The 24,896-nt window shown below is 75.1% G+C and carries 23 protein-coding genes; 7 read left to right on the top strand and 16 right to left on the bottom strand.

What is annotated here, in order from left to right:
• Positions 1–28 precede the first annotated feature (28 nt).
• Positions 29–955 (top strand): deoxyribonuclease IV, encoded by a 927-nt coding sequence (locus tag QPK52_RS20320; RefSeq protein WP_410538890.1) that lies wholly within the window; start codon positions 29–31, stop codon positions 953–955.
• A gap of 50 nt (positions 956–1,005) precedes the next feature.
• Here QPK52_RS20320 and QPK52_RS20315 read toward each other — a convergent pair whose 3' ends face one another.
• Positions 1,006–1,629, bottom strand: coding sequence for a sulfite oxidase-like oxidoreductase (locus tag QPK52_RS20315; RefSeq protein WP_410538889.1), 624 nt, complete (start codon positions 1,627–1,629; stop codon positions 1,006–1,008).
• A gap of 170 nt (positions 1,630–1,799) precedes the next feature.
• Between QPK52_RS20315 and bfr the strand changes: the two genes are divergently transcribed.
• Positions 1,800–2,318 (top strand): bacterioferritin, encoded by a 519-nt coding sequence (gene bfr / locus QPK52_RS20310; RefSeq protein WP_093655171.1) that lies wholly within the window; start codon positions 1,800–1,802, stop codon positions 2,316–2,318.
• 39 nt (positions 2,319–2,357) lie between these two features.
• Here the strand turns inward: bfr and QPK52_RS20305 are convergent, their stop codons facing one another.
• Together QPK52_RS20305 and QPK52_RS20300 are read right to left on the bottom strand one after the other, a co-directional pair.
• Entirely contained in the window at positions 2,358–2,618 is a 261-nt protein-coding gene (locus QPK52_RS20305) for a bacterioferritin-associated ferredoxin (protein WP_410538888.1), read from the bottom strand.
• A gap of 218 nt (positions 2,619–2,836) precedes the next feature.
• Positions 2,837–4,186 carry a class II 3-deoxy-7-phosphoheptulonate synthase gene (locus tag QPK52_RS20300; RefSeq protein WP_410538886.1) on the bottom strand — a complete coding sequence of 450 codons (1,350 nt, stop codon included), beginning with the start codon at positions 4,184–4,186 and terminating at the stop codon, positions 2,837–2,839.
• A 288-nt stretch (positions 4,187–4,474) separates the two neighbouring features.
• Between QPK52_RS20300 and QPK52_RS20295 the strand changes: the two genes are divergently transcribed.
• Positions 4,475–6,439, top strand: coding sequence for an anthranilate synthase family protein (locus tag QPK52_RS20295; protein ID WP_410538885.1), 1,965 nt, complete (start codon positions 4,475–4,477; stop codon positions 6,437–6,439).
• A gap of 57 nt (positions 6,440–6,496) precedes the next feature.
• Here QPK52_RS20295 and QPK52_RS20290 read toward each other — a convergent pair whose 3' ends face one another.
• From QPK52_RS20290 to QPK52_RS20275, 4 genes are all read right to left on the bottom strand, one after another.
• Entirely contained in the window at positions 6,497–7,534 is a 1,038-nt protein-coding gene (locus tag QPK52_RS20290; protein ID WP_410538884.1) for a 6-phosphofructokinase, read from the bottom strand.
• 157 nt (positions 7,535–7,691) lie between these two features.
• Entirely contained in the window at positions 7,692–8,405 is a 714-nt protein-coding gene (locus QPK52_RS20285) for a response regulator (RefSeq protein ID WP_410538883.1), read from the bottom strand.
• Positions 8,386–9,615 (bottom strand): MacS family sensor histidine kinase, encoded by a 1,230-nt coding sequence (macS, locus tag QPK52_RS20280; RefSeq protein WP_410540409.1) that lies wholly within the window; start codon positions 9,613–9,615, stop codon positions 8,386–8,388. Before macS ends, QPK52_RS20285 begins: the two co-directional genes overlap by 20 nt.
• Before the next feature lie 31 nt (positions 9,616–9,646).
• Entirely contained in the window at positions 9,647–10,474 is an 828-nt protein-coding gene (locus QPK52_RS20275) for a lysophospholipid acyltransferase family protein (protein WP_410538882.1), read from the bottom strand.
• Positions 10,475–10,681: 207 nt separating this feature from the next.
• Here QPK52_RS20275 and QPK52_RS20270 point away from each other — a divergent pair, with 207 nt between their 5' ends.
• Together QPK52_RS20270 and QPK52_RS20265 are read left to right on the top strand one after the other, a co-directional pair.
• Complete coding sequence (locus QPK52_RS20270; RefSeq protein ID WP_410538881.1) at positions 10,682–11,452, top strand: alpha/beta hydrolase; 771 nt, start codon at positions 10,682–10,684, stop codon at positions 11,450–11,452.
• Positions 11,439–12,032 (top strand): hypothetical protein, encoded by a 594-nt coding sequence (locus QPK52_RS20265; RefSeq protein WP_410538880.1) that lies wholly within the window; start codon positions 11,439–11,441, stop codon positions 12,030–12,032. The genes QPK52_RS20270 and QPK52_RS20265 overlap by 14 nt, the downstream gene beginning before the upstream one ends.
• Before the next feature lie 40 nt (positions 12,033–12,072).
• Here the strand turns inward: QPK52_RS20265 and QPK52_RS20260 are convergent, their stop codons facing one another.
• The 6 genes from QPK52_RS20260 to QPK52_RS20235 all read right to left on the bottom strand — a co-directional run bounded on the left by QPK52_RS20260 (position 12,073) and on the right by QPK52_RS20235 (position 17,487).
• Complete coding sequence (locus QPK52_RS20260) at positions 12,073–12,813, bottom strand: endonuclease/exonuclease/phosphatase family protein (RefSeq protein ID WP_410540408.1); 741 nt, start codon at positions 12,811–12,813, stop codon at positions 12,073–12,075.
• Positions 12,814–12,937: 124 nt separating this feature from the next.
• Positions 12,938–13,879: an ROK family glucokinase gene (locus tag QPK52_RS20255; protein ID WP_410538879.1), complete on the bottom strand. Its 942-nt coding sequence runs from the start codon at positions 13,877–13,879 to the stop codon at positions 12,938–12,940.
• Between the two features lie 174 nt (positions 13,880–14,053).
• Positions 14,054–14,605 carry a DUF5304 family protein gene (locus QPK52_RS20250; RefSeq protein ID WP_410538878.1) on the bottom strand — a complete coding sequence of 184 codons (552 nt, stop codon included), beginning with the start codon at positions 14,603–14,605 and terminating at the stop codon, positions 14,054–14,056.
• A 146-nt stretch (positions 14,606–14,751) separates the two neighbouring features.
• Positions 14,752–16,077 (bottom strand): ArsA family ATPase, encoded by a 1,326-nt coding sequence (locus QPK52_RS20245; protein ID WP_410538877.1) that lies wholly within the window; start codon positions 16,075–16,077, stop codon positions 14,752–14,754.
• Between the two features lie 2 nt (positions 16,078–16,079).
• Positions 16,080–16,529, bottom strand: coding sequence for an SRPBCC family protein (locus tag QPK52_RS20240; RefSeq protein ID WP_093655150.1), 450 nt, complete (start codon positions 16,527–16,529; stop codon positions 16,080–16,082).
• Positions 16,530–16,725: 196 nt separating this feature from the next.
• The gene (locus tag QPK52_RS20235) at positions 16,726–17,487 is read right to left on the bottom strand and encodes a metallophosphoesterase family protein (RefSeq protein WP_410538876.1); all 762 of its coding nucleotides are present in this window, start codon (positions 17,485–17,487) and stop codon (positions 16,726–16,728) included.
• Positions 17,488–17,766: 279 nt separating this feature from the next.
• Here QPK52_RS20235 and QPK52_RS20230 point away from each other — a divergent pair, with 279 nt between their 5' ends.
• A complete protein-coding gene (locus QPK52_RS20230; protein WP_410538875.1) occupies positions 17,767–19,560 on the top strand; it encodes an AMP-dependent synthetase/ligase in 1,794 nt (597 codons plus the stop codon).
• Between the two features lie 175 nt (positions 19,561–19,735).
• Here the strand turns inward: QPK52_RS20230 and QPK52_RS20225 are convergent, their stop codons facing one another.
• Positions 19,736–20,893 carry a glycosyltransferase family 4 protein gene (locus QPK52_RS20225; protein ID WP_410538874.1) on the bottom strand — a complete coding sequence of 386 codons (1,158 nt, stop codon included), beginning with the start codon at positions 20,891–20,893 and terminating at the stop codon, positions 19,736–19,738.
• Positions 20,894–20,953: 60 nt separating this feature from the next.
• Between QPK52_RS20225 and QPK52_RS20220 the strand changes: the two genes are divergently transcribed.
• Positions 20,954–22,246 (top strand): glycosyltransferase 87 family protein, encoded by a 1,293-nt coding sequence (locus QPK52_RS20220; RefSeq protein WP_410538873.1) that lies wholly within the window; start codon positions 20,954–20,956, stop codon positions 22,244–22,246.
• An 18-nt stretch (positions 22,247–22,264) separates the two neighbouring features.
• On the opposite strand, the gene QPK52_RS20215 is transcribed toward QPK52_RS20220, so the two are convergent.
• Both QPK52_RS20215 and QPK52_RS20210 read right to left on the bottom strand, forming a co-directional pair.
• Positions 22,265–23,563: a hypothetical protein gene (locus tag QPK52_RS20215; protein ID WP_410538872.1), complete on the bottom strand. Its 1,299-nt coding sequence runs from the start codon at positions 23,561–23,563 to the stop codon at positions 22,265–22,267.
• 109 nt (positions 23,564–23,672) lie between these two features.
• The gene (locus tag QPK52_RS20210; protein ID WP_410538871.1) at positions 23,673–24,740 is read right to left on the bottom strand and encodes an NlpC/P60 family protein; all 1,068 of its coding nucleotides are present in this window, start codon (positions 24,738–24,740) and stop codon (positions 23,673–23,675) included.
• Positions 24,741–24,896: the final 156 nt, after the last annotated feature.

Raw genomic sequence — 24,896 nt, 5'->3', positions numbered from 1 at the left:
CGCCGCGGGGGCCTGGCACCCTCGATGTGTGAGCACCGCACCTTCCCCGCACGACGCCCTCCCCTCCTCAGCGCCCGCCCCCGCGTCCCGCCGCGCCCGCAACCCCGTCGGCAGCCATGTCGCCGTCGCCGGCGGACTCGCCGCCAAGGGCCTGGCGTACGCCCGTGAGATCGGCGCCGAGACCGTGCAGGTCTTCGTCGCCAACCCGCGCGGCTGGGCCACCCCGGCAGGCGACCCGCGGCAGGACGAGGCCTTCCGCACGGCCTGCGAGGACGAGGGGATCCCGGCCTACGTCCACGCTCCCTACCTGATCAACTTCGGTTCGCACACCGAGGCCACGGCCGAACTGTCCGTGACCTCCCTGCGCCACTCGCTGCGGCGCGCCCGGCGGATCGGCGCCCTGGGCGTGGTCGTCCACACCGGCTCGGCCACCGGCGGACGCGACCGCGCCACGGCGCTGGCCCAGGTGCGCGAGCGGATGCTGCCGCTGCTGGAGGAGCTGGATCCGGGCGAGGATTCGCAGGACCCGTGGCTGCTGCTGGAGCCGACGGCGGGCCAGGGCGCCTCGCTGTGCGCGCGGGCCGAGGACCTGGGCCCCTATTTCGACGCCCTGGAGCGGCACCCCCGGCTCGGGGTCTGCCTGGACACCTGCCACGCCTTCGCCGCCGGGCACGACACGGCGGCCGGAGGCGGCATGAAGGCGCTGCTGGACGAGGTGGTGGCGGTGGCCGGCGAGGGGCGGCTGCGGCTGATCCACGCCAACGACTCCAAGGACGTCGCCGGCGCCCGCAAGGACCGCCACGCGAACATCGGCGCGGGCCACATCGGCGCCGAGCCCTTCCGCGAGCTGTTCCGCCATCCGGCGACCGAGGGCGTGCCCCTGGTCATCGAGACCCCGGGCGGCAGGGAGGGGCACGCGGCGGACGTGGCCCGGCTGAAGGAGCTCAGGGGCTGACACGTCGCCCGGAGGGCGGGGGGAGGGCCGCGGGGACGGGTGGCGGACGGCTACGGCTCCGGACCGTCGCCCGGCTCCTCCTGGTACGAGTAGCGCTGCTCGCGCCAGGGGTCGCCGATGTTGTGGTAGCCGCGCTCCTCCCAGAAGCCCCTGCGGTCGGTGGTCATGTACTCCACGCCCCGCACCCACTTGGGGCCCTTCCAGGCGTACAGATGGGGTACGACCAGCCGTAGCGGGAAGCCGTGCTCGGCCGTGAGCGGCTCACCGGCGCGGTGGGTGGCGAAGAGCGTGTGGTCGGCGGTGAAGTCCGCCAGCCGCAGGTTGGCGCTGTAGCCGTACTCGGCCCACACCATCACATGGGTGACCTCCGGCGCGGGCGGCGCGAGGTCGAGGAGCGTGCGGGTGCGCACCCCGCCCCACTCGACGCCCAGCATGCTGAACCGGGTGACGCAGTGCAGATCGGCGACCACGGTCTCATGGGGCAGCGCGGAGAACTCCTCGTGCCTCCAGCGGTACGTGCCCCCGTCGGCGGTGGCCCCGAAGACGCGGAACTCCCAGCGCTCGGGCCGGAACCTGGGGACCGGGCCGTAATGCGTCACCGGCCAGCCGCGCTGGACCCGCTGCCCCGGCGGAAGCTGGACACGCTCCCCTTCGCGGCTTTCCGGCTGAACCATGCCTCCATGGTGACAGACCTCCGGGGATGCCCGTGACCGCGCCCGCGCCGCGCCCCGGCAAGGGAGCGAACCATGAAGAAAGAGGCGGATGACCGCCTACTGGATCAAAACGGCCGATAGTGCGAGGATGCGCCCATCCGGCCAGGACCGCTAGGTAAGGACACGTCGGCATGCAGGGCGACCCCGAGATCATCGAGTTCCTCAACGAGCAGCTCACCGCCGAACTGACCGCGATCAACCAGTACTTCCTCCACGCCAAGCTGCAGGAGCACAACGGGTGGACGAGGCTCGCCAGGTACACCCGGGCCGAGTCCTTCGACGAGATGCGGCACGCCGAGCGGCTGACCGACCGCATCGTCTTCCTGGAGGCGCTGCCCAACTACCAGCGGCTCTTCCACGTGCGGGTGGGCCAGACCGTCACCGAGATGTTCCAGGCCGACCGCCAGATCGAGGTCGAGGCGATCGACCGGCTCCGGCGCGGGATCCAGGTGATGCGGGCCAAGGACGACATCACCTCGGCCAACATCTTCGAGGACATCCTGGCGGACGAGGAGGAGCACGTCGACTACCTCGACACCCAGCTCCAGCTCGTCGAGAAGCTGGGCGAGCCGCTGTACCTCGCCCAGCAGATCGAGCAGCCGGACCCGGACTCGCACACGGGCGCGGGCTCGGCGGCGAGTTCGTACTGACGACTCCCCGCGCGGCCTGCTCGTGCCCCGCGTGCGGCCTCAGGCCGCGGTCGCGGTCCGCCCGGGCACGGCGGGCGCGGCCGGTACGGCGGAGAGCGCGGACCCGGCGAGGGAGGCGCCGGCCGCCTCGCGCCGCGGGCACCCGCCGCGGCCCAGCAGCCCCTGGATGCGGCGCACGCACGAGCCGCAGTCGGTGCCCGCCCTGCTGGCTGAGGCTATCTGGCGCGGGGTGCAGGCCCCGGAGGCCGCGTGTTCGCGGATCTGCTCCTCAGTGACGCCGAAGCACGAGCAGACGTACACGCGGTCACCTCCACGGGAGACGGGTCGGACACCCGGCCGGACACCCCGGCCGAGCGGGTGAGGTAACCCTAACCTAACCTGCGGGTCGCCGGCACGACAGTGCCGTGGGGCGCGGATCGCTGTGATCCGCGCCCCACGGCACTGCTGTGTGTCGGTGCGCCTCGGCGCGTTTCGGTGTCCACCGGTTGGTGCCTACCTGTGCGCCCGGTGCCCGCCGCTCACTGGTCGCGGTACATCTCCGCCACCAGGAACGCCAGGTCCAGCGACTGGCTGCGGTTCAGCCGCGGGTCGCAGGCGGTCTCGTAGCGCTGGTGCAGGTCGTCGACGAAGATCTCGTCGCCGCCGCCCACGCACTCGGTGACATCGTCGCCGGTCAGCTCCACATGGATGCCGCCCGGATGGGTGCCCAGGCTCTTGTGGACCTCGAAGAAGCCCTTGACCTCGTCCAGCACGTCGTCGAAGCGCCGCGTCTTGTGCCCGCTGGCCGCCTCGAAGGTGTTGCCGTGCATCGGGTCGCACACCCACACCGGCTGCGCGCCGGAGGCCGTGACCTTCTCCACCAGGGTGGGGAGCCTGTCGCGGATCTTGTCGGCCCCCATCCGGGTGATGAAGGTCAGCCGGCCCGGCTCGCGGTCCGGGTCCAGCCGGTCGATCAGCGTCAGGGCGTCCTCGGGCGTGGTGGCGGGCCCGAGCTTGACCCCGACCGGGTTGCGGATGCGGGAGGCGAACTCGATGTGCGCGCCGTCCAGCTGGCGGGTCCGCTCGCCGATCCACACCATGTGGCCGGAGACATCGTACAGGTTCCCCGTGCGGGAGTCCACCCGGGTCAGCGCGGACTCGTAGTCGAGGATCAGCGCCTCGTGCGAGGCGTAGAACTCCACCGTCTTGAACTCCTCCGGGTCCACCCCGCAGGCGTTCATGAAGTTCAGCGCCCGGTCGATCTCCCGGGCCAGCGCCTCGTAGCGCTGGCCGGAGGGGGAGTTCTTCACGAAGTCCTGGTTCCAGGCGTGCACCTGGCGCAGGTCGGCGTAGCCGCCGGTGGTGAAGGCGCGCACCAGGTTCAGCGTCGCCGAGGAGGCGTGGTACATCCGCTTGAGCCGCTGCGGGTCCGGGGTGCGGGCCTCGGGGGTGAACTCGAAGCCGTTGACCGAGTCGCCCCGGTAGGAGGGCAGGGTCACCCCGTCGCGGGTCTCGGTCGGCTTCGAGCGCGGCTTGCTGTACTGCCCGGCGATCCGCCCCACCTTCACCACCGGGACGGACCCGGCGTAGGTGAGCACGGCCCCCATCTGGAGCAGCGTCTTGAGCTTGTTCCTGATCTGCTCGGCGGAGACGGCGTCGAAGGCCTCGGCGCAGTCGCCTCCCTGGAGCAGGAACGCCTCGCCCTTGGCGACGGACGCCAGGCGGGCGCGCAACTGGTCGCACTCGCCGGCGAAGACGAGCGGCGGATAGGACTCGAGCTCGGCGATCACATCGCGCAGAGCCTCGGAGTCCGGCCAGTCGGGCTGCTGCGCCGCGGGTAGGTCTCGCCAGGTGCGGGCACCGGCGTCGGGTTTGGCGTTCACGGTCACGCGTCCAGATTACGGGGTGGGGTCCGCCCCTTCCCGTGCCTGACCGATGGGTGAGACGGAGTCTGCGGGGACGGGCCGGGCGGGGATAGAGTGCGGGGCATGTCCGCGCAGACGACAGTGCCGGCCGTGACGGCCGCAGCCTGGTGGTGGCCCGCCTCTCCGGCGGCCCGCCGACGCGCGCACTGATCCGTACGACGCGAAGGCCGCCCGAGGGGGCGGCCTTCACCGTTTTCGCCGGCAGCCGGCGCGCGGGCCGTTCCCTCCCCCGACAGGAAGGAACGACCCGCCGTGAGAGACCGCACGAACACCCCCGGCGCCCCCGGCGCCGCGAGCGCCCTGGTGGAGCGCCTGCTGGCCGACGACTGCCCGCCCTTCGCCCTGCTGCTGCGCCGCACCCCCGGCCGGGACGGGCGCACCGTCGAGGTGCTGCTCGGGCCGGTCGGCGAGGCGGAGCGGCTGGCCGACATCCCCGCCGACGGGCCGGGCGCCCTCGCCCTGGTGCCGTTCCGGCAGATCCGCGAGCGCGGCTTCGAGGCGGCCGACGACGGCACTCCGCTGTCGGTGCTCGTCCCCGACGAGATCCACGAGGTGCCCCTGGACGCGCTGGCGGCCGCGCTGCCCGGCCACGCGGTCCACGTCACCGGCGGGGGCTTCGACGTGAGCGACGGCGCGTACGAGGAGATCGTGCGCCGGGTGGTCGAGGACGAGATCGGCACCGGCGAGGGCGCCAACTTCGTCGTCCGCCGCACCTACCGGGGCGTGATCGAGGGCTACGGCCGGGCCGACGCGCTGGCGCTGTTCCGGCGGCTGCTGGCCGGGGAGCGCGGCGCGTACTGGACGTACGCCGTGCACACCGGCGAGCGCACCCTGGTGGGGGCCAGCCCCGAGGTCCACGTCCGGATGAGCGGCGGGACGGTGGTGATGAACCCGATCAGCGGCACCTACCGCTATCCGGCCGGCGGCCCGTCCGCGGAGGGCCTGCTGGAGTTCCTCGGCGACCGCAAGGAGACCGAGGAGCTGTCGATGGTGGTCGACGAGGAGCTGAAGATGATGTGCGCCGTCGGCGACATGGGCGGCGTGGTGGTCGGCCCGCGGCTGCGGGAGATGGCCCACCTGGCGCACACCGAGTACGAGCTGCGCGGCCGCAGCACCTGGGACGTCCGCGCGGTGCTGCGCGAGACGATGTTCGCCGCGACCGTCACCGGCAGCCCGGTGGAGAACGCCTGCCGGGTGATCCGGCGCCACGAGGAGGGCGGGCGCGGCTACTACGCGGGCGCGCTGGCACTGATCGGCCGGGACGGCGGCGGCGCCCAGACGCTGGACTCCCCCATCCTCATCCGCACCGCCGACATCGACGCGGCCACCGGCGAGGTGCGGGTCCCGGTGGGCGCCACGCTGGTGCGCGCCTCGGATCCGGCGGGCGAGGTCGCCGAGACCCATGCCAAGGCCGCCGGGGTGCTGGCCGCGCTGGGGGTGCGGACCGGACCGGCGGGGACGGCCGGGAGGGCCGGGGGCACAGCCGGGGGCGCGGCCGGGGAGGCCGCACGGCCGCGCCTGGCGGACGACCCGCGGGTGCGGGCCGCGCTCGATGCGCGGCGCGCGGACCTGGCCCCGTTCTGGCTGCGGATGCGGACGCCCTCCCCCGGAACCGGAACCGGCCCGGTGCGCGGCCGGGCGCTGGTGGTGGACGGCGAGGACTCCTTCACCGCGATGCTGGCCCATCTGCTGCGCTCCACCGGGCTGGAGGTGGCGGTGCGGCGGTACGACGAGCCGGGTCTGCGCGAGGCGGCGCTCGCCCATCCGGGCCCGGTGGTGCTCGGTCCCGGCCCGGGCGATCCGCGCGACGCCGCCGACCCGAAGATGCGGGTGCTGCGCCCGCTCGCCGCCGAACTGCTGCACGGCCACCGGCACGGGTTGCTGGGGGTCTGCCTGGGGCACGAGCTGATCGCCGCCGCGCTGGGTCTGGAGCTGGTCCGCAAGGACGAGCCGTACCAGGGCGCGCAGGAGCGGATCGACTTTTTCGGCACCGAGCGGACCGTCGGCTTCTACAACTCCTACACCGCCCGCTGCGACGCGGCGCGGGAGCGGGAGCTGGCCGCGGACGGGGTGGAGCTGAGCCGCGACCCGGCCTGCGGGGACGTCCACGCGCTGCGCGGGCCGCACTTCGCCGGGGTGCAGTTCCACCCCGAGTCGGTGCTGACGCTGGAGGGGGCGCGGATCACGGCCGACCTGCTGGCCGCCGTCCTGGTCTGAGGGCCCGCCGGGCCGGCCTTCCGTCCGGGGCCGCCCGGCGGCGCCCCGGACGGAAGGTCAGCCGAAGAAGACGCCCGCCTCCTGGTACAGCGAGGGATCGACCGTCTTCAGCGTGGAGGACGCCTCCGCCAGCCGTACGCGGGTGATCCGGGTGCCCCGCAGCGCCGTCATCGCCCCCCAGTCGCCCTGGTGCACCGCGTCGATCGCGTGCAGGCCGAAGCGGGTGGCCAGCCAGCGGTCGAACGGACTGGGGGCGCCGCCGCGCTGGAGGTGGCCGAGCACGGTGGTGCGGGACTCCTTGCCGGTGCGCCGCTCGATCTCCCTGCCCAGCCACTCGCCCACCCCGGAGAGCCGGGCGCGGGGGTCCGCGCCCGGCAGCGGCGTGGTGCCGCGGCGCAGGGTGATCTCGCCCGACTCGGGCAGGGCGCTGTCGGCGATGACGACGATCGGGGCGTAGGTGGCCCGGAAGCGGGACTCGACCCACCCGCACACCCGGTCCACGTCGAAGGGCTGCTCGGGGATGAGGATGCAGTTGGCTCCGCCCGCCAGGCCCGAGTGGAGGGCGATCCACCCTGCGCTGCGCCCCATCACCTCCACCACCAGCACCCGCTTGTGGGACTCGGCGGTGGTGTGCAGCCGGTCGATGGCCGCGGTGGCGACGCCGACGGCGGTGTCGAAACCGACGGTGTAGTCGGTGAGGGGGATGTCGTTGTCGATGGTCTTGGGCACGCCCACCAGGGGGACGCCGTGGTCCTCGGCGAGCCGGGCCGCGATGCCGAGCGTGGCGGTCCCGCCGACCACGATCAGGGCGTCCAGCCGGTGGCGGGCGAGGGTGCCCAGCACCCTGTCGGTCCCGTCGTCCTCCGCCAGGGGGTTGGTGCGCGAGGAGCCCAGGATGGTGCCGCCGCGCGGCAGGGTGCCGCGCACGGCCCGGATGTCGAGCGGCACGGTCTCGTCCCGCAGCACACCGCGCCAGCCGTCGCGGAACCCGGTGAACTCGTCGCCGTACTCCTGCACCCCCTTGCGGACGATCGCGCGCAGCACCGCGTTGAGTCCGGGGCAGTCGCTGCCGCCGGTCAGCACTCCGACCCGCATGAGTCTCCCTTCTCCGCCCGGTTTCCCGGTTTCCGGCCTCCTTCGGCGGGTTCCCCCGATCCGGCGGAACCACCGGCCGCCCGCCCCGGTCACGCTAGCGGCGGTACGGGCGGCGGGTGCGGCGGAACACCGCGGCAGGTGGCGGGTGGCGGGTGGCTCAGGCGTCGTCCAGGCCGCGTTCGATCGCGTAGCGCACCAGCTCCACCCGGTTGTGGAGCTGGAGCTTGCCCAGGGTGTTCTGCACGTGGTTCTGCACGGTGCGGTGCGAGATGACCAGCCGCTCGGCGATCTGCTTGTACGACAGCCCCTTGGCGACCAGCCGCAGCACCTCGGTCTCCCGCTCGGTCAGCCGGGGCGCGCCGGGCTCGTCGGGCCTGCGCGGCGCGGGGTCGCCGGCCAGCCGTCGATACTCGCCGAGCACCAGCCCGGCCAGCCCCGGCGTGAAGACCGGGTCCCCCTCCGCGGTGCGGCGCACGGCCTCCAGCAGCTCCTGTGTGCTCGCCGACTTCACCAGATAGCCCGTCGCCCCGGACTTCACCGCCTCCAGCACGTCCGCGTGCTCGCCGCTCGCGGAGAGCACCAGTACCCGGGGGCCGGTGGGCCCGCCGCCGGGACCGGAGCCGACGAGCTGCCGGCACACCTCGACGCCCGGCAGTCCGGGCAGGTTGAGGTCGAGGACGAGTACGTCCGGCTCGACGGCCCTGGCCCGGCGCACCGCCTGGGGCCCGTCCCCGGCGGTGGCCACCACCTCGAAGCCCGCCTCGGCGAGGTCCCGGGCGACCGCGTCCCGCCACATCGGGTGGTCGTCGACGACCATCACCCGTACGGCCCCGCCGCTCCCCGCGCCGCTCTCACCTGTTGTGCTGGTCATCCTTGGGCACCCTCAGCTCGACTTCCGTTCCCTGCCCCGGCACCGACAGCAGCTCCGCGCTGCCGCCCAGATCGCGCAGGCGCCCGCGGATGGAGAGCGCCACGCCCATGCGGCCCTCGGCCTCCGCGTCCTCCAGGCGCCCCGGCGGGATGCCGGGCCCGTCGTCCCGGACGGTCACCACCACGGCGTCCGGCTCGTCCTCCAGCAGGATCCACGCCTGCGCCTCCTCGCCCGACGGTCCCCGCGCGTGTCTGCGCACATTGTCCAGGGCCGCGCCGACCGCCGCCGCCAGTTCCCCGGCCGCCGCCGCGGGCAGCGGCACCGGGGCGCCGGGCTCGGCGAAGGAGACCCTGCTCCCGGCGTACGCGGACAGCAGCGCGCGCACATCGCAGACCTCCCCGTCCTCCCCGTGCTCTTTGCCCCTCCCCCGCGGCGGTACGGCGGCCGGGGGGGCCGGGGCCCGGTCCCCGGCGGCGCGGGACGCGGGGACCTCGGGCACCACGCCGCTGGAGACCAGCGTGCGCAGCGCCGCCTCCTGCTCCCCCGCCAGCCGCCCCAGCTCGGCCGCCTCGCCGCCGATGGCGGTGCCGCGGCGCTGCACCATGGCCAGCACCTGGAGCACGCTGTCGTGGATGTCCCGGGCCAGGCGCTCCCGTTCGCGGGTGGCGGCCTCGATCCGCAGCGCGCGGGCCAGGGTGCGCTCACTGGCGCGGGCCACCTCGACGACGTAGCCGATGGCGATGCTCGCGATGCACACCAGCAGCACGTCGTGCACGGTGTCCTGCGCGAAGCCGCCCGTCGCGGCCACGTTGGCGGCGCCGACCAGCAGCGAGGCCCCCGCGGCCCAGCGCCAGCCCTTCTTGATCGCGAAGCCGAGCACCGCGCCGGCCGTCCATATCGACGGCAGGGTGGGGCCGCCCGCGTCGATGCGCGCCTGGGTGTCCACCACCGGTGTCAGCAGGATTCCGGCGAGCGCGACGGCCAGCTCCACCGCCAGGAAGAGCAGGGTGCACCGCTCGGCGCCGGAGACCCGGCGGACGGTCGCCAGCGTCCACACCGCCAGGACGGCGAGGTAGGCGCCCGCGCCCAGCGGATGGACGTACTCGCCGTACGCGTGGGCGTACAGCGCCAGCGCGTACCCCATGGTGAGCACCCGGTAGGCCGTCAGCGCCCTCCACAGCGGCTGCTCGACGGACATCCCCGCGGCCATCGCCACGCCCCCGTACCTCCCCCGGCGGCTCCTAGGCCGCTCTGTCGTCGCCCCCGGCGCTCCCGGTGCCCCCGCCGCTCCCGGCGGACTTCCCGGCTCCCCCGGACTCTCCGCCCTCCCGGGCCATCTCGCCCCCGCGCGCCTTCCCGGCCCTGTGCCGCGCGGCGCGCTCGGCCTTCTCCGCCTTCTCCCGCTCCGCGATCTGCCGCTTGGCCGCCGTGGCGTACATGTCGACGTACTCCTGGCCGGACAGCTTCATGATCTCGTACATGACCTCGTCGGTGATCGACCGCAGGACGAAGCGGTCGCCGTCCATGCCCTGGTAGCGGCTGAAGTCCAGGGGCCTGCCGATCCGGATGCCGGGCCGCATCAGCTTCGGGACGACCTTGCCCGGCGGCTGGATCTTCTCGGTGTCGATCATCGCGATGGGGATGACCGGCGCGCCGGTGGCCAGCGCCACCCGGGCCAGTCCGCCCGGCTTGCCGCGGTAGAGGCGGCCGTCCGGGGACCGGGTGCCCTCGGGGTAGATGCCGAACAGTTCGCCGCGCTCCAGCACCTGGATGCCGCTGCGGACCGCGGCCTCGCCCGCGCCCCGTCCGCCCGAGCGGTCCACCGGGAGCTGGCCGATGCCCTTGAAGAACGCCGCCGTCAGCCGCCCCTTGACGCCGGGGGTGGTGAAGTACTCCGCCTTGGCGATGAAGGTGACCTTGCGGTCCAGGACGGCGGGCAGGAAGAAGGAGTCCGAGAACGACAGGTGGTTGCTCGCGAGGATGGCCGGCCCCTTGGCCGGGATGTTCTCCAGGCCCTCCACCCAGGGGCGGAACGCGAGCCTGAGCCCGTTCCCGAGGGAGAGCTTCATGACGCCGTACAACAACCGAGGAACCTCCTGTGTCTGCCGGTAAGACCATATCCCGCCGGGGCCGCTCTCCCTCCCCCGTTCCGCTCCCCCGTTCCGCTCCCGCGCGGACCGTCCGGCCTACCCGGTCACCGCGCGCACGCGTAGGGTGGCAGCATCCCCGCCCGTGCCGGGCGCCCCACCGAGTCGACCACCGAACGGAGATCCACGGTGCCCCTGCTCCCCGGTGCCGAACCGCTGCGCCACGACGGCGGCGAGGTCGGCGTCCTGCTGTGTCACGGTTTCACCGGCTGCCCGCAGTCGATGCGCCCCTGGGCCCGCTACCTGGCCGAGAGGGACCTGACCGTCTCGCTGCCGCTGCTGCCCGGCCACGGCACGCGCTGGCAGGACCTGGCGGTCACCGGCTGGCAGGACTGGTACGCGACCGTCGACCACGAACTGCGGCGGCTGAGCGAACGCTGCGAGCAGGTCTTCGTCTGCGGCCTGTCGATGGGCGGGGCGCTCGCGCTGCGGCTGGCCGCCCTGCACGGCGACGCGGTCAGCGGGGTCGTGGCGGTCAACCCGGCGGCGACGCTCCCGCGGATCCAGGGGTACGCGCTGCCCGTCCTGCGCCATCTGCTCCCCTCCACCAGGGGCGTCACCGGCGACATCGCCAAGGAGGGCGCGGTGGAGGTCGGCTACGACCGGGTGCCGCTGCACGCCGCGCACTCCCTGTACGAACTGCTGCGGACGGTGCGCGGGGAGCTGCCCCGGGTCACCCGGCCGCTGCTGCTCCTGCACAGCCGGGTGGACCATGTCGTGCCCCCCTCGGACTCGGCGCTGATCCTCGATCGGGTCTCCTCGCGCGACGTCACCGAGACGGTGCTGGAGCGGAGCCTGCACGTGGCCACCCTGGACCACGACGCGGAGCGGATCTTCGCGGACTCCTACGGATTCATCACCCGGCTCACAGCGAGGAAGACGGCACGTGACGGAGCGTGAGCAGGGCCGCGGCGAGGGCCAGGAGCCCCTGGACGAGGAGGCCGCCTGGGCCCAGATCGTGGCCGCCTACGGGGAGGAGCCCGCGAGCCCTCCGCACGAGGAGCGGCGGGGCGGCGGGCTCGGCGAACCGGGCGAGCCGGGCGGGGCCGAGGAGGCCGGCGGGTCCGGCGAGCGGGGCGGGTCCGGCCCCGGCGAGGAGGGCGGCGAGCGCTCCGGTCCGGAGGCCGGCGACTCCCCGGCACGCAGCTTCACCGTGTACGCGGCCGGTTCCGGGCCGCGCGACTGGAGTCCGGCCGAGCCCTCCGACGGCGACCTCGGAGAGGACGACGAGGGCCACTTCGTGCCGCCCGAGCCCCCGCCGCTGCCCAAGGGGGACCCCGCGAGCCGCTTCGCCTGGCTGGCGGTCCTGGGCGGCCCGCTGCTGCTGATGCTGACCATCCTGTTCCAGCAGCCGGTGACGTGGTGGATCGCCACCCTGGGCATCGGCGGGTTCCTGGGCGGTTTCGCCGCGCTGGTGATGCGGATGCGCGACGACGAGGACGACGACCTCGACGATCCCGGGCGCGGCGCGGTGGTCTGACGGGCCGGGCCGGAGCGGGCCGTCCCGCCGGTCCGCGGCGCTAGACGGCGGGTACGCGCAGGGCGGCCAGGACCGGCAGGTGGTCGGTGGCCGCCCTCAGGTCCGCGTCGGCGACGCCCGGGAGGCCGGCGGGCACACCGCAGCCCAGCACCTCCACCGCCCCGGTGGCCAGCACGGCGTCGATGCGCTTGCGCGGCTCGGCAGCGGTCGAGGTGAGTTCACCGCCCCACGGACTGGTGGCCCAGCCGTCCTGGAGGGCGGCGGCCAGGCGGCGGAAGGCCCGGCCGTCCGGCTCGTCGTTGAGGTCGCCGGCCACCACCGCGGCGTCCGCCCCCATGCCCGCCAGGCGGTCCAGGACCATCCCGGCCTGGGCGTACCGCTCCTTCTCGGCCAGGCTGAGGTGGCAGCAGACCACCGCCAGCCGGGCGGAGGGGCCGAAGCGCAGCACCGCCGTGGCCAGACCGCGGCGGTGCAGGCCGGGGGTGCGCGGCAGCAGTACGTCCTCGCTGCGCTCCACCGTGGCGCGCAGCGAGGACAGGATCATCGGCCCGGTGGCGGTCGCCCCGCCCGTGACGTACACCAGGCCCGTCTCCCGGGCGAGGCGGGCCGCGTACTTGCGCCAGCGGAAGAAGCGGGGCGCCTCCTGGACGCAGAGGACGTCGGGCGCGCAGGCCCGGACGACCCGGGCCAGCGCGTCCGTGTCGTCGCGCATGGAGCGGATGTTGTAGCTCAGCAGCCGGACCACGGCCGAGCCGCCGGGCTCGGTGCGGGACGCGGGCAGGTCCCCGGGCGCCGTGCGCCCGGGCCGGGGCCCCGGCCCGGACCCCGGCTCGGGTCCGGGCCTGGATTCGGGTCCGGGGAAGTCTCCGCTCCCGGCGGCCTCGCTCACCCGCGTCCCCGTGCCGTCAGCCCTGGCGGGCCAGGTCGGCCGCGCCCACCAGACCGGCCCTGCCGCCGAGCTGGGCGGCGAGCACCTGGGCGTGCGGGCGCCACTGGCTGCCCACCAGCCAGCGGCGGAAGGACTTGCGGATCGGTTCGAGGACCAGATCGCCCTCGTCCGAGACGCCGCCGCCGACGATGAACGCGGAGGGATCGAAGAGCGAGGCCAGGTCGGCCAGCCCGGCGCCGGCCCAGCGGGCCAGCTCGCGGAAGGAGTCGACGGCCACCGGGCAGCCCTGCCGGGCGGCCTGGCTGATGTGCCGGCCCTCGATGCCCTCCGGGGTCCCGTCGCCGAGGGCGAGCAGGACCTTCGCGTTCTCGGGGGTGGCGTTGGCACGCTGGCGGGCGTAGCGGACCAGGGCCCGGCCGGAGGCATACTGCTCCCAGCAGCCCTGACTGCCGCAGCCGCACAGCAGGCCGTCGGGGACGACCCGGACGTGGCCGAACTCCGCCGCGACGCCGAACCGCCCGCGGTGGAGCTTTCCGCCGATGATGATGCCGCCGCCCAGCCCGGTGCCGAGCGTGATGCACACGACGTCGTCGTGGCCCTGGCCGGCGCCGAAGCGGTACTCGCCCCAGGCCGCGGCGTTGGCGTCGTTCTCGACGACGACCGGGAGGCCGACGCGCTGCTCGACCTTGTCCTTCAACGGCTCGCTGCGCCACTTGATGTTGGGGGCGAACAGGACGGTGGCCCGCTTGTCGTCGACGTAGCCGGCGGCGCCGATGCCGACCGCCTCGATCTCGTGCCCGGTGCTGACGGTGCGGACCGCCTCCGCGATGGCGTCGATGACGCCCTCGGCGGTGGACGGGGTGGGCACCGTGCTGGTTTCGAGGATCGCGCCCTCTTCATCGACCACGCCGGCCGCGATCTTCGTACCGCCGATGTCGACGCCGATGGTGAGTCCCATGTGTCCCTCAGTTACTCGGTCGATCCCCGCTGTGCACAACCGTACCGGAGGGCGGAGGCTTGAACGGACCGACTGCGAAACCAAACCCGGTCCGTACAAGGCCTGAACGGTCTCCGAACGGCGCCCGAAGGGGTTCCGACCAGGCTGGGGCCGGGGCGGGAGCCGGAGGGGGGATCAGTCGACCTCGATCCGCTGGGATCCTGCGGGGCCCTCCCCCTCGTCACCCTTGTCCTTTTCGCCCTTTTCCCCCTCGGCCCCGGCCGCGCCGCGGTCCTCTTCCCGCCCGGCCCGGCCGCCGCGGTCCTCCGCCGCGTCCTCCGCGCCGCCGCCCGCGTCCCCACGGGTCCAGCGCCCCTCCTGGTCCGTCACCGCGGCGCGGTAGGCGGCCAGCAGCTCGCCGCCCGCGGCGGCGAGGTGGTCGAAGACCTTCGGGTTGCGTTCGACGACGGGCTCCACCGCGGCTCTGGCACGGTCCGCGAACTGGGCGAACTGCCGCACCGCGCCCCGGGCGGCGGGCCCGGCCAGCGGCCCTCCGAGTTCGGCGAGCTTCCCCGTGACCGCCTCGGCCAGCTTGAACAGCTCCTCGGCGGCGCTCCCCACCGGAGCCCCGTACCGCTCGCGGCGGCGCTCGCGCTCGGCGGCGAGGTCCTCCTCGCAGGCGGTGGCCCAGGCGTCGGAATCGGCACCGGGGTCTGCGGGGGAGGGGCGCTCGGTGGCATCGCTCATGGCGGGCTCCTGGGGCGGTGGCTGCGACGGTGGCCGCGGTGGTCCGCGGCGTGTGGCCGAGGGCCGCCCGACGGACGGACCCTCCCCCTCGACGTTACCCGAACGCCCGACGGCGCCCGGGGCGTCGGACGCGCTTCCCCGGTTCCTCAGTCCCGCGCGGGCCACGACCCGGGTTCGGGCTCGAAGCGCACCGTCAGCTCGCCGTCGGCAAGCCGGGCGCCGGCCACCGAGCAGCGGCGCAGCGCGGCGGGCAGCGGCAGCACCCGGCGGAACGGCCCGGTGGTGACGACGACCTCGTCGCCGCGGCGCACCAGGGACAGCGTCTCGCGGACGGCGCCGGGCAGCGGCAGCCGCCACAGCAGGACGCCCTCGTCGGCCAGCCGGTCCTCCACCGTCCACGGTCCCGCGGCCCGGTCCCCGGACGGGGCCGCCCCGGACACCGGGTCGGACGGCGCGCCTGACGTCGGGCCCGGCGGCGGGATCCGCTCCGCCAGTTCGCCGAGGTCGGCCGGGCCCTGCGGCTCCCGGCCCAGATGCGGCAGCTCGCACACGGCCGCCGAACCGGCCGGGCAGTCGCCCAGGAGCTCCTTGAGAGCCCCCTGCTGGCGGGACGCCAGGCCCGCCAGCCAGGGATCGGGCGAGGCGGTGGGCAGCAGCCGGTTGGCGACCACGGCGTCCAGCGCCAGGCCGTGCAGTGCGAGTCCGGCCCGGGCGGCGCGCAGCGCGCGGACGGCGGCGGGGCCGGGCTCGAGGACCAGCCGCACGGTGGTCCCGGGTGATTCGACCACCGCCTGCACGGCGGCGAGTTCGCGGTCCAGCCGCTCGGCGGCCTCGTAGAGCGAGCGGGCGGGCATCGGCACCCCGGCGAGCTGGGCCAGGACCGGCCGCAGCGCACGGGCGGCCTGGCGCTCGGGCGGCAGCAGCCGCCGCAGCCAGCGCCGGGTGTGCTCGGGCAGCGCCAGGGTGCGCACCGTCCGTCCGACCGGCGGCATGTCGGCCACGACCAGGTCGTACGGGCCTTCCCCCGCGGGCGCCTCCGCCACGGGGCCGTGCGCGTCCGGACCGTACGCATCCGGGCCGTGCGCGGCGCGCAGGGCGCGCAGCATGGCGAACGCCTCGGCCCCGGGCGGCTCGGCCAGCTCGTCGTCGTCCAGCGGCTCGGCGCCCAGCAGGTCCAGGGCGGAGCGGGCGCGCTCCTGGAGTGCGACGGCGCGGGCCCGGAAGTCGGCGCCGGAGTCGACGCGGGACAGGAGCAGGCCGGGCGCGACCTCTCGGGGTGCTTCCGCGCCGTCGGCGCCGATCGGGCCGTCCGTGCCGAACAGCGCCCCCAGCAGGGCCGGGTCCTCGGCGCTGAGCAGCAGCGTACGGCGGCCGCTCCGGGCGGCCGCCAGCGCGGTGGCGGCCGCGACGGTGGTGCGGCCGCCGCCGCCGACGCCGGTGACCAGGACCGTGCGAGCCCGGGTGCCCTCCACGCTCAGGACTTCGCGCCGCTCTCGACGCGCTTCTTCAGCCCGTCCAGAGCGCGGTCGATGATGACCTTCTCGGCCTTGCGCTTGATCATGCCGAGCATGGGGATCTTCACGTCCACGGTGAGCTGGTAGGTCACCTCGGTGCGGCTGCCGCCGTCGAGGGACCTCAGGCGGTACACGCCGTCCAGGGTGCGCAGCATCTGCGACCTCACCAGGGACCAGCGGACCTCCTCGGGGCCGATCCACTCGTAGGCGAGGGTGTGCTCGTCCCGGATGGCCCCGGCGTCGAGCAGCAGCCGTACCCGCTCGGCCCGGCCGCGGTCGTCGGTGGAGAGCACCTCGGCCTCCTTGACCTCACCGGTCCACTCCGGGTAGCGCCCGAAGTCGGCGATCACCTCCATGACCTCGGCCGGTGCCGCCTCGACGATGATGCTCGACCTGGTGTGCTCGGCCATCCCTGTGGCTCCTCCGCGTTGCTGCGCCCGGCTCGTGGTCCGCCGCCGTCTGCGGGGGAAGGCTACCGCGCGCGGACGCGACGGCCCTCCCGCCCCCGCCCGCCCGCGCGCTCCCGCCCCCATCCCGCCGGCGCCCCGGCCGGCGGTCCGATCGGCGGTCCGGCCGGCAGTCCGGCCGGCAGTCCGGCCGGCACAGTCACCACTCCAGGACCCAGGGCCTGCCGGTGGCGTTGAAGTGGCCGACGTTCACGCACTCGGTCCGGCCGATCCGGGTGCGCCGCGCCAGGGGCTGGTGGACGTGGCCGAAGAGCGCGTACCGGGGCCGCACCGCGTGGACGGCCTCCAGCAGGGCCTCGCTGCCGCGCTCGAAGCGGCGGGCGACGGTGTCGTAGCACAGCTCGGGCACCAGGGGCGGGATGTGGGAGCACAGCACGTCGACCTCGCCCAGGGCCGCGACCTTGGCCGCGTACGTCTCCTCGTCGACCTCGAAGGGCGTGCGCATCGGGCTGGGCAGTCCGCCGCCGACGAAGCCGAAGCGCAGGCCGCCGATGTCGGCCGTCCGCCCGTCCAGGACGGTGGTGCCCTCGCGGGTGTACTCGGGCCACAGCCCGGGGATGTCCACGTTCCCGTAGGTGGCGTACGTGGGGGTGGGGAAGGCGGCGAACAGCTCGGCGTACTGGCGGCGTACGGCCGCCTCCACCGCCCCCGCCTTGTCGACGCCGGCCCAGAGCCGGGCCGACAGCTCACGGGCCTCGTCGAAGCGGCGCGCGGTGCGCAGTTCGACGTACCGGGTGGTGTTCTCCGCCCCGAAGAGGTCGGGGAAGATGCCGCGGGTGTGGTCGGCGTAGTCGATGAACAGCACGAGGTCGCCCAGGCAGACCAGCGCGTCCGCGCCCTCGCCGGCCGCGGCCAGGTCCCGGCTGTTGCCGTGTACGTCGCTCACCACATGGACTCGCATGAGGCCACCCTAGATCCCGCGGCCCGGCGCGCGGGGGGCTCGCGCGCAACCCCTGGACCTGCGTCTCCTTCGTGGCCTGCGGGCACGTGGACTACCCTGCTGGGGACAGTCCCGTGGTGTGTGACGCACCGAACATCTCGGCGCCACCCCCTATCCCGAGCCCCGTACCGGTGGGTAACGTCCGTGGCCGTCCACCCTCAAGACCCCTGTCTTGGGCCAGAGCCGGCGGAGGTCCGTTTCCCGGCGGATCCGCGGCGGCGCCGATGAGGAGCATCAGTTTTGCGCGAGTTCAGCCTTCCGGCCCTGTACGAGGTGCCCGCGGACGGAAATCTGACCGATCTCATCCACCGCAACGCCGCACAGCACCCCGACCTCCCGGTCATCGCCCGCAAGGACGCCGGGGGCGGCTGGGAGGACCTGACCGCCCGGGAGTTCCTGGCGGAGGTGCGGGCCGCCGCCAGGGGCCTGATCGCGGCGGGCGTGCGCCCCGGTGACCGGATCGGCCTGATGTCGCGCACCCGCTACGAGTGGACGCTGCTGGACTTCGCCGTCTGGAGCGCCGGCGCGGTGACCGTGCCCATCTACGAGACCAGCTCGCCGGAGCAGATCCAGTGGATCCTGTCCGACTCCGGCGCGGTCGGCTGCGTCGTGGAGACCGGCGCGCACGCCGCCGCGGTGGAGTCCGTGCGCGACCGGCTGCCCCGGCTGGCGAACCTGTGGACCGTCGACGACGGCGCGGTGCGGAAGCTGGCCGACTCCGGGTCGCAGGTCACCGACGCGGTCCTGGACGAGCACAGCGGCGCCGCCGACGCCGACGCCCCGGCCACCATCGTCTACACCTCCGGCACCACCGGCCGCCCCAAGGGCTGCGTCCTGTCCCACCGGGCGTTCTTCGCCGACTGCGGCAACGTGGTCGAGCGGCTCAAGCCGCTGTTCGTCCCCGGCGAGGGCTCGGTGCTGCTCTTCCTGCCGGTCGCCCACGTCTTCGGCCGCATGGTGCAGATCGCGGCCGTCATGGCGCCGATCCGGCTCGGGCTGAGCCCCGACATCAAGCAGCTCACCGACGACCTGGCCGGCTTCCGTCCGACGCTGATCCTGGGCGTGCCGCGGGTGTTCGAGAAGGTCTACAACTCGGCGCGGGCCAAGGCACAGGGCGAGGGCAAGGGCAGGATCTTCGACCGGGCCGCCGACACCGCCATCGCCTACAGCCGCGCGCTGGACACCGCTTCCGGCCCCTCGCTGGGCCTGAGGCTGCGCCACAGACTCTTCGACAAGCTCGTCTACGGCAAGCTGCGCGCGGTCCTCGGCGGCCGGGCCACCCACGCCATCTCCGGGGGCGCGGCGCTGGGCGAGCGGCTGGGGCACTTCTACCGCGGCATCGGCTTCACCGTGCTGGAGGGATACGGCCTCACCGAGTCCTGCGCGCCCACCGCCTTCAACCCCTACGACCGCCCGAAGGTCGGCACGGTCGGGCAGCCGCTGCCGGGCTCGACGGTCCGCATCGGCGACGACGGCGAGGTGCTGCTGCGCGGCGAGCACCTGTTCAGCGGCTACTGGAACAACGAGGCCGCCACCGCCGAGGCGATGGCGGACGGCTGGTTCCACACCGGCGACATCGGCACCCTCGACGAGGACGGCTACCTCACCATCACCGGCCGCAAGAAGGAGATCCTGGTGACGGCGGGCGGCAAGAACGTCGCCCCGGCCGTCATCGAGGACCGCATCCGGGCCCACGCCCTGGTCGCCGAGTGCATGGTGGTCGGCGACGGCCGCCCGTTCGTCGCCGCGCTGATCACGCTGGACGAGGAGTTCCTGCCCCGCTGGGCCGAGGAGCACGGCAAGTCCGGCCTGTCCAGGGAGCGGCTGCTGGAGGACCCCGAGCTGCTGGCGGCCGTCCAGCGGGCGGTGGACGACGGCAACGCGGCCGTCTCCCGCGCGGAGTCGGTGCGCAAGTTCCGCCTCCTGGCCACGCAGTTCACCGAGGACTCGGGCCATCTGACGCCCTCCATGAAGCTCAAGCGCGGCGTGGTCGCCAAGGACTTCGCGCAGGAGATCGAGGCGCTGTACGCGTGACGCGGCGCCCGCCGCGCACGGCGTCGCGGAAGCGCGGGCGCACCGGGACGCACGCGAGCCGCCCCGGTCCGGACGGAACCCCCGTCCGGACCGGGGCGGTTCGGCGTACGGGCCCCCCTTCCCGACGCGGGCTCCGGCCGGGCCCGGGAAACGGGCGGCGGCGCGGGCGGTACGGCTAGAGCAGCTCCCTCAGCCGCTCGGCCAGCAGGTCCCAGCGCCAGCGCTCCTCGACCCACTCCCGGCCGCGCTCGCCCATCCGGCGGCGCAGCGCGGGATCCTTCAGCAGGTTCACGATGCGGTCGGCCGTCTCCGCGGCCGCCTCGCCGCCGGGCGCGCCGCCGCGCACCACCCAGCCGGTCTCCCCGTCCAGCACGGCGTCGGGCGCGCCGCCGGAGTCGCCGGCGACGACCGGCAGCCCGGTCGCCGACGCCTCCAGGTAGACGATGCCCAGCCCCTCCACGTCGAGCCCGCCGCGGCGGGTGCGGCAGGGCATGGCGAAGACGTCGCCCGCGCCGTAGTGGGCGGGCAGTTCCTCCCACGGCACCGCGCCGGTGAAGCGGACCGAGCCGGCCACTCCGGTCTCCTGCGCCAGTTTCCGCAGCGCCTGCCCGTACGGCCCGCCGCCGACGATCAGCAGCACCGCCTCGGGCACCTCGGCCAGGATCCGCGGCATGGCGCGGATGAGGGTGTCCTGCCCCTTGCGCGGCACCAGCCGCGAGACGCACACCACGACCGGCCGGCCGGCCAGGCCCAGCCGCTCCCGTACGGCGTCGCCGCCGGAGCCGGGGTGGAAGGTCTTCTCGTCGACGCCCGGCGGAAGGTGGACCATCCGCGCCGCCGCCTCCTCGGTGAGTGCGGCGGCTATCCGGGAGCGGGTGTACTCGCCGAGGTAGGTGAGGGTGTCGGTGCCCTCTCCGATGCGCCGCAGCAACTGCCGGGCGGCCGGCAGCCGGGCCCAGCCCGCCTCGTGGCCGTGGGTGGTCGCCACCAGCCGCCGCGCCCCCGCCCGGCGCAGGGCGGGGGCCATCAGCCCCAGCGGCGCCGCCGCCCCGAACCACACCGACGCACAGCCGTGTTCGCGCAGGAGCGAGACCGCGCGGCGCGTCGTGCGCGGGGTCGGCAGCAGCATGGTGGTGGAGTCGCGCACGACGGTGAAGGGCTGCTCCGCGTCGAAGCGCGCGGTGGCCTCGGCGCCCTCCCGGCCGCGCTTCCAGGTCGAGGCGTAGACGACGACCCGCTCCGGATCCAGCCGCAGCGCCATGCTGTGCAGGAACGCCTGGATGCCGCCGGGCCGGGGCGGGAAGTCGTTGGTGACGATCAGGGTCTTGTCCATCGCCGCCGACAGTACCCGCTGCCCTCGGGGCGCCGGGGCGGCACCCGGTACGGTCGGTCCATGCGCCTTCCGATCGCGGCCTGGGCCGCCACCCGGACCGTGGTGCTCCTGTGCGTGTTCAAGGTGATCACGGTGCCGGGGCCGGACGTCACCAGCGACGTCTCGGTGATCTACCAGGGCTGGTACCGGGTGCTGAGCACCGGCGTCTTCCCGCCGGACGACGTCACCTGGCAGTACCCGCCCGCCGCGGCGCTGGCGATCCTCTCCCCCGCGCTGCTGCCCTTCCTGGAGTACCCGGCCGCCTTCTACGTGCTGGCCTGCGCCGCCGACGCCGCCGCGTTCGCGCTGCTGCTGTACGCCTCCCGCCGCGGCGCCGGGCGGGAGCGGGGCCGCAGCCGGGCGGGCGCGTGGGTGTGGGTGGCCGGGGTGCCGCTGCTGGGCCCGACGGTGTACGCCCGCTACGACCTGATGGTCACCACCGTCGCGGTCGCCGCGCTGCTGGCGCTGTCCCGCAGCCCGCGCACGGCCGGGGCGCTGGCGGCCTTCGGGGCGCTGCTGAAGGTGTGGCCCGCACTGCTGCTGGCGGGCACGCCGCGCGGGCGCGTCACCCGCGCCGTGTGGGGCGCCGCGGTGGTGACGGCCTTGGCGCTGACCGCCGCGTTCGCCGCCGCCATGCCCGGTGCGCTGGACTTCCTCACCCACCAGCGCGACCGCGGCACCGAGGTCGAGTCGGTGGGCGCCCTGGTCTTCCACGTGGCGCGGCACTTCGGCTGGGAGGGACAGGTCCTGCTGAACTACGGCTCGGTGGAGTTCCTGGGCCCGTACGTGGACCTGGTGAGCACCGCGGCGCTGCTGTGCACCGCCGCCGCCTTCGGCTGGCTGCTGCGGTGGCGGCTGCGCGCGGTGGAGTGGACGGCGAGCACCGCCGCGGACGCCGCGTTCGCCGCGGTGCTGCTGTTCACCGTCACCAGCCGGGTCATCAGCCCGCAGTACATGGTCTGGCTGGTGGGTCTGGCCGCGGTGTGCGTGACGCTGCGCACCGGCCGGCAGGGGCTGCCCGCGCTCCTGGTGGTCGCGGCGACGGGGGTGACGCTGCTGGAGTTCCCGCTCAACTTCGGCAGCGTGGTGGCGAGCGACGCGCTGGGGGTGACGCTGCTGGTGGTGCGCAACGGGCTGCTGGTCGCCGCCGCGGTGCTGGCCTGCGCCCGGCTGTGGCGCACGACGGTGACCGAGCCCCTGCGCCGCGCGGAGCAGGCCGGCCGGGACGGTGGCGGGGAAGACCGCGGGGACGGGGACGGGCTCGGGAGGCGTCCGGGGGCGCCGGAGCGGCAGGACGGGCTGGTCTCCCGGTGAGGCCCGCCCCGGCGGCGCCTACCGTCCGCCCAGTTCGCGCCGTACGTACTCGCGCCAGCGCGCGGTGAGTCCGTCCATGCCGGTGCCGAGCACCTCGCGGACCACCGGCTCCATGCCGCCGTCGGACCCGCCCGCCGCCAGGTACAGCTCGACCAGCTTCTCCTCGCCCCACCGCTGCGCCACCATCCGGCACAGCAGCCAGCCGCTCTCGTAGGAGCGGGCGAGCCGGTCGGCGTCCCCGGCGAAGGCGAACTCCTCGTCCGTCGGCAGCCTCCTGGGCACCTCTCCGTCGCGGACGGCACCGGCCAGCAGGGGGGCGATCCGGGCCGGCGGGCGGTCCACCTCCCGGTAGGCGGCCCAGTCGGCGAAGCCCTCCGACAGCCACAGCGGGGTGGACTCGGTGGTGTGCGCGCGGGTGGCCACATGGGTGACCTCGTGGGTCATGACGATCCGCCGCCCCTCCTCGCCCAGCAGCCAGTAGGCCTCCGGGTTGACCACGATCCGCTCCGCGGGCGTTCTGCCCCGGCCGCCCGCCTCTCCGGTGGTGACGGCGGCGATGCCGCGGTAGGAGGAGGGCGGGCCGCCCAGGAGGCCGGCCATCCGCTCCAGCGTGGCGGGGGCCTGGACCAGCACCCGGCGCGGCCAGGCGCGCGGCCAGGCGGCGTCGGCGCCGGGGACCGCGCGGTCGGCGTCGTCCGCCAGCGCGCGCAGGTCGAACTCCGGGCGGCCGACCCCCAGCACCAGGCTCCGCTCGCCGCGCACGACGGTCATCTCCCCCTGTTCCCAGAGCTGTTGGGCGCTGTGGCGGCCGCCGGGCGCGCCGTCGCTGTCGGAGGAGACGTACCAGCGGCCCTTCCGCTCGGTGAGGGTCAGGTACTCAACGTCCCGCACCGGTGCGGGGTCGTAGCCCTCGATCCGGTAGCGCAGTTCGGCACGGACCGCGATCCGGCGGGGTCCGGCTTCCCGGTCCCCGCCGTCCATACCGTCCGTGTCGTCCGTGTCCCGAGGGAGCGGGAAGGCGTCGTCGCCGGTGGCGGTGACGCGGTAGGACCAGTGGTCCACCGGCAGCCGGGCGAGGTTGCCGAACACCGTGCGCTGGGCGTCCCGGTAGCCGTCCGCGCGGGGGTCGACGGTGGCCAGGTAGGCCTCGCGGTCACCGGTGAGCACCGCCTCGGCCTGACGGTCCAGCACCGCCTGGAGCACTCCGCGCTCCGCGGCGCCCTCCTCCGCCCGTTCCACGCAGCCGGACTGGAACGCCAGCAGCCCGGCCACCAGTACGGCCGGTACCGCCGACGCCCTCCGCCACCTCCGTGTCACACCGCTGATCGTACGGGCCCGGCCCGGGACGCGCGGAGCGCCGAGGACGGGGAAGGGCCGGGAGCGGGAAGGAGCGGGAGCGGTGAGGACCGGGAGCGGAAGGGTGGGCTCAGGGACGGACCACGGCGGCGACCGGCATCATCCCGACCGGGTCGTACCGCACCTGCGCTCCGGGGCGGGGGGCGTGGACGACCTGGCCGCCGCCGACGTACATCCCCACATGGCTGGCGTCCGACCGGTAGACGACCAGGTCGCCGGGGAGCGCCTGCTCCAGCGGTACGTGCCGCCCGGCGTGCAGCTGCCCCTGCGAGGTGCGCGGCAGGAAGACCCCGGCCCGGGCGTACGCCCAGGAGGTCAGGCCCGAGCAGTCGAAGGCGTGGGGCCCTGCCTGGCCCCAGGCGTACGGCGCGCCGACCGCCCCGCGGGCCGCGGCGACCGCCGCGGCGGCCCGCGGCGAGGGGGCCGGCTCCATCGGCGCGCCGGGACGCTCGGCGCCGCGCGACGCGTGCCCGCGGGCGGCACGCTCCTCGCGCGGGAGCCGGTTGAGCAGCCGCTGGGCGGCCGCGAGCTTGCGCTGCACGGCTTCGCGGTGCTCGCCCAGGGCCTCGCGCTGGCGCCGCAGTTCGGCGAGTTTCCCGCCGGCCTCGGTGCGCTGCTGCTCCAGCGCGCGCACCGCGCTGCGGAACGCCTTGAGCTTGGCCGTCTGGCGGCTGTTGATCCGGTCGAGGGTGGCGGCCTTGGCGAGGTACTCCTCCGGCCCCTCGGAGAGGATCAGCGCGAGGGCCGGGTCGATGCCGCCGGAGCGGTACTGCGCGCTGGCCAGGGAGCCCAGGTCCCCGCGCATCCGGTTGACCCTGGCCTGGTCGCGCGCGGCTCCGTCCTGGGCCCGCTCGACCTGCTCGCGCAGGTCCTCCACGCGTTCGGAAGCCGTGTTGTACCGCTCGGTGGCCCGCTCCGCGTCGGCGTAGAGCCGGTCCACGCGCGCGCTCAGCGCGGCCGGGGACGGGCCGCCCGCGGGGTCGGCTCCCGCCGGGGCCGCCGTCAGCACCGCCGCCGCGCCCGCGGCGGCGGACAGCGCGGTGACCCTGGTGCCCAGCCCGGACAGGCCGGAGGGCGGGGTGCGCCGGCGGGAGCCGGGACGGCGGGGGGCGTGTCGGGGCGAAGGCTGCGAGACCACGGCGGGACCGCTCTCCCTTCCGCTTCGGTGGACGGTGGCCGCCGACAGTAGCCGCACCGGCACGCTCGGTTCACGGACCGCCGCACCGTCCGGGCCGCCGTGTCCCTCCCCGGCGCGGAAGGCGGCACAGGTCAGGGCCGGGTCGGCGGCGGGACG

This window comes from Streptomyces sp. KL2 (genome assembly GCF_046529545.1).
In the GTDB taxonomy this organism is placed as follows: Bacteria; Actinomycetota; Actinomycetes; order Streptomycetales; family Streptomycetaceae; genus Streptomyces; species Streptomyces radiopugnans.
This window is presented reverse-complemented; position numbering and strand designations above follow the sequence as displayed.